This is a genomic window from Methanosarcina spelaei, from assembly GCF_002287235.1.
Classification (GTDB): domain Archaea; phylum Halobacteriota; class Methanosarcinia; order Methanosarcinales; family Methanosarcinaceae; genus Methanosarcina; species Methanosarcina spelaei.
This window is the reverse complement of sequence record NZ_LMVP01000132.1, coordinates 1-5432: the sequence shown is the minus strand read 5'-3', so window position 1 is coordinate 5432 and position 5432 is coordinate 1. Positions and strand designations below refer to the sequence as shown.

The window sequence follows — 5432 nt, the reverse complement described above, 5'->3', positions numbered from 1 at the left end:
AATGTGGGCTGCCAATAATGCCACCACACTGGATTTTTACGGTTAATGTGTGGACGTATGAAATTGTGGGGAAATATGAAGAATTTACTATTATTGATAACAATAACGAGGTAATTCCTGAACCTTATTTTGGGCATAAAGGACAAAGGTATGTGAGACAAGATGAATACATCAAACATCCTTCAAGAAAAAATGAAGATGGAAGTACTTTGTGGCTTGGAGATAATACACAGATGACTTTCCATTTTAGTGGGTATTCTGCTACAGTGGTTGGTCCAGGTCCTAAAGGAGTAGGAGATAAAATAGGTAATTCTGCTGAAAAATCAGCTGGGTATGATGAACTTATTTCAGAATTAGGTGCAGAAACATGAAAACAAAATTGGCTCTTATTGGTATATTTTTTATTATTTTGTTAACAGAAAATGTAGCTGCGGATAGTCCGTACGGAAAAATTGATGTTTACTATAATGACGAGTTTTTACCTGGGAAAGAAATTGCAAAGCCGGCTTTGAAGATTGGAGAGCCATTCAATGTTAGTATAAATCTAACTGTTTACCAAAAATCAGAAGTAGCCTTAAAGTTAAGTGAAATTGGAGAAGGGTATTTTTTAATTGTAAATGGTTCAACTTCAAAAATGGATAAATATAGGGCAGATATAATTGAGAAAAATTCTTCTTTAATATATAAATGGACGGTAACTCCTACTGAAAAATGGGCTGGAGGCTCTATACCAATTGACATTGTATATCAAATAGATGATTTTGAGACGGGTGATAGACTTGTTAATGGTGGTTTTACAGTTGCCTACTGCACAATTTCTAACGAACATTATCAAGGCGAAATTCCTACTTCTAAGCAGCATGCATCCGAAAATAAACCCACGTCAAAAAAGCCAGCCTCAGAAAATTCATCTTCACCAGCATCTGTACCAGCTTTTAGTTTAGTAACCAGTATTATGGCGCTTGTGGTTATGTTTCTTAAATTATCTCATCACTGAATATAACCCTGTAGATAAGATTTAGGAAATGTTGTATCCTGAAATGATTTTGCAGATTCAAAATTGTTTGAAACTTCAATATACGATGCAACAACAGGCGACGCAAAAGGTTAAACACTGAGTAAGTTCCAATTCCATTGTGGTATTTTGGAGTGATTATGTAAAGAAACAAATTATAAGTTGAATTAAATATTGGGCCACTTGCATACGATATTATATGACACAATAAAAGAAATTAAAAAACGAAATAATTTTGGGATAAAAAAGTCTACTCTTTGTTAATTCTACTTCATGAAATTCAATATTTTAGGATTATTTATTTCAGTATCACAAAATGGGTTCGGATAGAAAGCAATTTCATTACGTGTACCTCGGAACAAAACACCAGATACGTTCTTCATTTTTGTCTCTGAAATAAATATCCCTTCATCATCTATATATGAATAATCATTTGGAATCAGACATTTCTCTGTTAGTAATTTCTCCCATCCTCGATTTTTTGCTTGCTCAATTATTCTCCAAGAAGCACTGTTTTTGATGTTATTATTTAAAAAATTCCAGTAATCCAATCTATTTTTTGCGTAATCTTCTTCCGATGAACCTGTTATATTTAGTTCGGAAATATAACTCATATGACCATACAATAATTCGTTCATATCAATCGCATCAATTGACGGCTCATGACAATCGAAGGCAACAATATAATAAATTTTTCTATGTTCACTATTAAAAGAATCTCTTTTTGCTGCTTTTTCAACTAATCTTTCTGTTATATAAGTGCATAGTATATCAGTAGGAACCTCAATTAAATCTGAAGTGATAAAACCTGGATACCCTTTACCCGATTTGGTTTTTTCTACTGTGAATTTTATATAGTTAGTCTCAATTACAAAGGATGAAGTTAGCATATCACTAGCTATTTTCTCTTTAAATTCCTCCTCAAATATTCTTAAAGATTCCTTAACGAGATCTTTTTGAGCGATGCGTTCAGTACCTCTCATTTTAGGTATCGACAATTCTGTACCTAGAAATATATTAACACAAAAAGGATACCCTTTTAGAAACTCTTGAAGGTGATCAAGTATCGTGTCTACTATGTATGGATTTGCATAAATTCTTCTTACCTCTACATAGAATGTGAAATTCCTATTTCGAAATAATATGTCAGGTGATTCCTTTAAAAAATAATTGTCATGGAGTAGTTTTAGCTCACCTATTTCTTCGTTTTTTGCTAATATTAATGTAATTTGTAATTCTGAAAGGGTGGAGATAAATTTATTCAAGTCACTTGCATCTTTTAATTTGTCCTGAATTCCTTTACAATTATAAGATAGAAGTTCTGAAATTAAGTTGTCAAGGTAAGAAAGACAATGAGGATTATCTATATATTGTTCAGAAAGTATATTATTTAACCGATAATTATTGGTTAGTGCCCAAGATAAATTTGGATATATCTCGTTTATAATAGTCAAGAGTTGTTACCTTCCATCGTTCCGATAACGAAACATGTTTTATAGACACTTATATCCTTTTTACTGTAATATAATCGTCTCAATCCCATATAATTATTTTTATATGTGTTAATTGATAATTAATATGCAATAATACATAATCTTTATACAAAATTGAGTACTTTAAAATGATAACATATATATTATATTTATATAATCCAGAACTTATAAAATCTATTGAGTAACAATGTTCTTTATGAGTACTCTTTTTAAATTTGGATCTGTTAAATTAAATAAAACCGATTTTGATGAAGTAAACTGGCAAGAAGTTATCTCAAAATGTAAGAAAAAAGATTGTTTATGCTACTGTACATGTTTCAACAGTAGAGCAGAAGAAGAAAAATCAAATGCCAATTTAAAAAATTTGGCAATTTTTAGTCTATTAAGTATTGTTACCATGCCAATTCTATGGACAAAAAAGGAAGAGCCTTTCTCATCCGGTTATCTATTTGATAGTATTGATGACAATTATCTTGGTGTTCTAAAGGAATTGGTTCCACGTATTTTAGATGCGGAGATGAAAGCAAGGATTTCAGATATACTCTGGATACGAAAAAAAGATCCTGACTATGCAACTATTGCAGTATACTCTTACATAGAATCATCAAAGATATTAGAAAATCCTGACGATTTTATGTCCTCTTTTATCCGACTAAATAGAGCAGTTAATTTAGCTGCATCTATTGGAAAAAGATCCAAACTGTTTGATGACACTATCGACTATATTGAGACTATTGTAAAAAGGAACAACGGTGAAGATAAAAAATTTCATTCTATATATTTGATGGAGCTTCTTCAAGAATATAAGAAAGGTAATTTTGAATATTATGCGTCACTATCAAAAAAAATTGCGTTGACAGCAGAAAACGATCACTATTGGTGGAAAGCAAAATTTGCATGGGAAACTAAGGCAAAATGGCACAGACTTTCAAGAGAGAAAGATAAAGAGAGAGAAGCTTTAAAATATGCAGCAGAAACATACGTAAAAAATGCAGAAGATGATATTGGGATAAAATCGGACTATATAAATGCGTCTGGGCGTATTGAAGAAGCTATCCAAGAATATAGGAGGGTTGGAAATGAGGATAAACGCGTTGATGAACTGCATTTGCTTCTCCTTGAATACCAATCTAAATCAACATCACAAATGACTCAAATACCCCTATTTAACTACTCAATTCCTATTGCAATAATTAATCAAGCGAGGGAATTTGTCATGGAAAAAGCAACACAAGATGCTGTTTTTGCACTTGCATCAATTGTTAGCTCTCCAAAGATTTCAAAACTAAGAGACGATGTTGAAAAAGTTGTAAATGAGAATCCATTAAGTGATATTATTCTCGGTACACTAGTTAATGAAGCCGGAAAACAAATATACAAAAAAAAGTCGATGCATTCAGAAAAGCCAGATGATAAAGAAAAAGCCACTGAGGATGAAATGTTCAAACACGCCAAATTTTATCATCTAAACTTCGTCGTAGGTATTATTGAACCTGCTAGGCAACAAATCATACAAGAACATAAAGTTCAAATAGAAGATTTACTCCCAATCGTGAGTTCTAATCTTTTTGTACCTGCTGGGCGAGAATTGATATATGCTTATGGCTTACATGCAGGATTAATAGGAGACTTCTTAACAAGCACACACTTGCTTATTCCTCAATTAGAAAATTCGATTCGATACGTACTCAATAGTAATGGAATAATCACATCGAGCTTGGATATATCTGGAATTCAGAATGAACATGGTCTTAATAACACATTAATAAAAGAAAAATTAACTGAGTTTATCCCTGAAGATATCGTCTTTGATTTGAGAGGTCTATTAATTGAACGGTGCGGTTCAAATCTTAGACATAGAATGGCTCATGGATTAATTGACTTTCAAGAGTATGAATCCTCACTTGAAGTTAAATATCTTTGGTGGTTAACATTGAATTTATGTTATATCTGGAAGGTTTTTTCGGAACCACATAACGAGAGATGAACTGCTTTATAAATAGTATATCGAAATAGCTGTAAATTTTAACTTTTAGTAAAAGGTTTGCCTGACTATGTAAAATAGATTGATAAGCTTAATTCAATTATCTGCCAAATTAGTTGACAGAATTAGATATCTTGTCAACTATTTACTTGGAAGTTTTGAATTTCCTTAAGTATTTGTGCAAAATGTCTTTGGGAAATTAGCCAAATAATTAATAAAAGTTCACAAATATAAACTTATTGAATAATCTTTTGTTCTTACAACGAGGCTATCAAATTAGCTCTAAAAAATCCAGATCTAATTTGACAATCATTTTTATGAAGATCTCATATGTGTATTCTTATCTCCAACCAGTTTTATGCTATCTTATTAGCAAACCAATATAAGAAAATAGATACGTCCACGGATAGTGAAAAAGAAGATAAGTTTTTAAATCAAAATTCGAATTTGAGAACTTCTACAACATACAAGCTTATTCAATATGGATATTGAAAAAGATCAAAGCTTTCTCTTTTCTTCTGTAACCCAGCAGAAAACAAACACCGCAAAAACGTTTAAATATTTTTAATACTGACATCCATATGCAGACCTATTTCCTAGGTTTGGTCTGTAATCATAAGGAGCAGGTCTTGTTCTTTCCCTGCTCCTCTCAAGCCCGTTGGCGGGATTGCTCTTACCTTGCCCATATATCTCTTACTCGGTCTCAGATAGGCTAACGTTATATACAGTCTTTGTCGTAACTGATTTTGTATCTGTGTGTAAGTCTTATCTTTATAATTCTCTTTAATTTCTTGCGTATTTCTTTTTCTGCATTTCTTAACACTTATCCTGTATTCATATCAGTACATATAATACAACTTATTTGTATAAACACCATGTTTGAATACGAATACAAATAAATATAATAAAGAAAAATAATTATATACAGATAATTATCAGG

4 protein-coding genes are annotated in these 5432 nt (G+C 31.6%); 3 read left to right on the top strand and 1 reads right to left on the bottom strand.

Going from position 1 to position 5432, the window contains the following annotated elements; genetic code table 11:
• A partial coding sequence (locus ASJ81_RS08450) for a DUF7286 family protein (protein WP_212556051.1) occupies window positions 1–371 on the top strand: 371 nt, incomplete at its 5' end.
• Window positions 368–997, top strand: a complete 630-nt coding sequence (locus tag ASJ81_RS08445) for a sarcinarray family MAST domain-containing protein (RefSeq protein WP_095644091.1) — start codon at window positions 368–370, stop codon at window positions 995–997. The genes ASJ81_RS08450 and ASJ81_RS08445, both read left to right, overlap by 4 nt.
• A gap of 284 nt (window positions 998–1281) precedes the next feature.
• On the opposite strand, the gene ASJ81_RS08440 is transcribed toward ASJ81_RS08445, so the two are convergent.
• A complete protein-coding gene (locus ASJ81_RS08440) occupies window positions 1282–2469 on the bottom strand; it encodes a hypothetical protein (RefSeq protein ID WP_095644090.1) in 1188 nt (395 codons plus the stop codon).
• A 235-nt stretch (window positions 2470–2704) separates the two neighbouring features.
• On the opposite strand from ASJ81_RS08440, the gene ASJ81_RS08435 reads away from it, so the two are divergent.
• The gene (locus ASJ81_RS08435) at window positions 2705–4495 is read left to right on the top strand and encodes a DUF4209 domain-containing protein (RefSeq protein ID WP_170943250.1); all 1791 of its coding nucleotides are present in this window, start codon (window positions 2705–2707) and stop codon (window positions 4493–4495) included.
• Window positions 4496–5432: the final 937 nt, after the last annotated feature.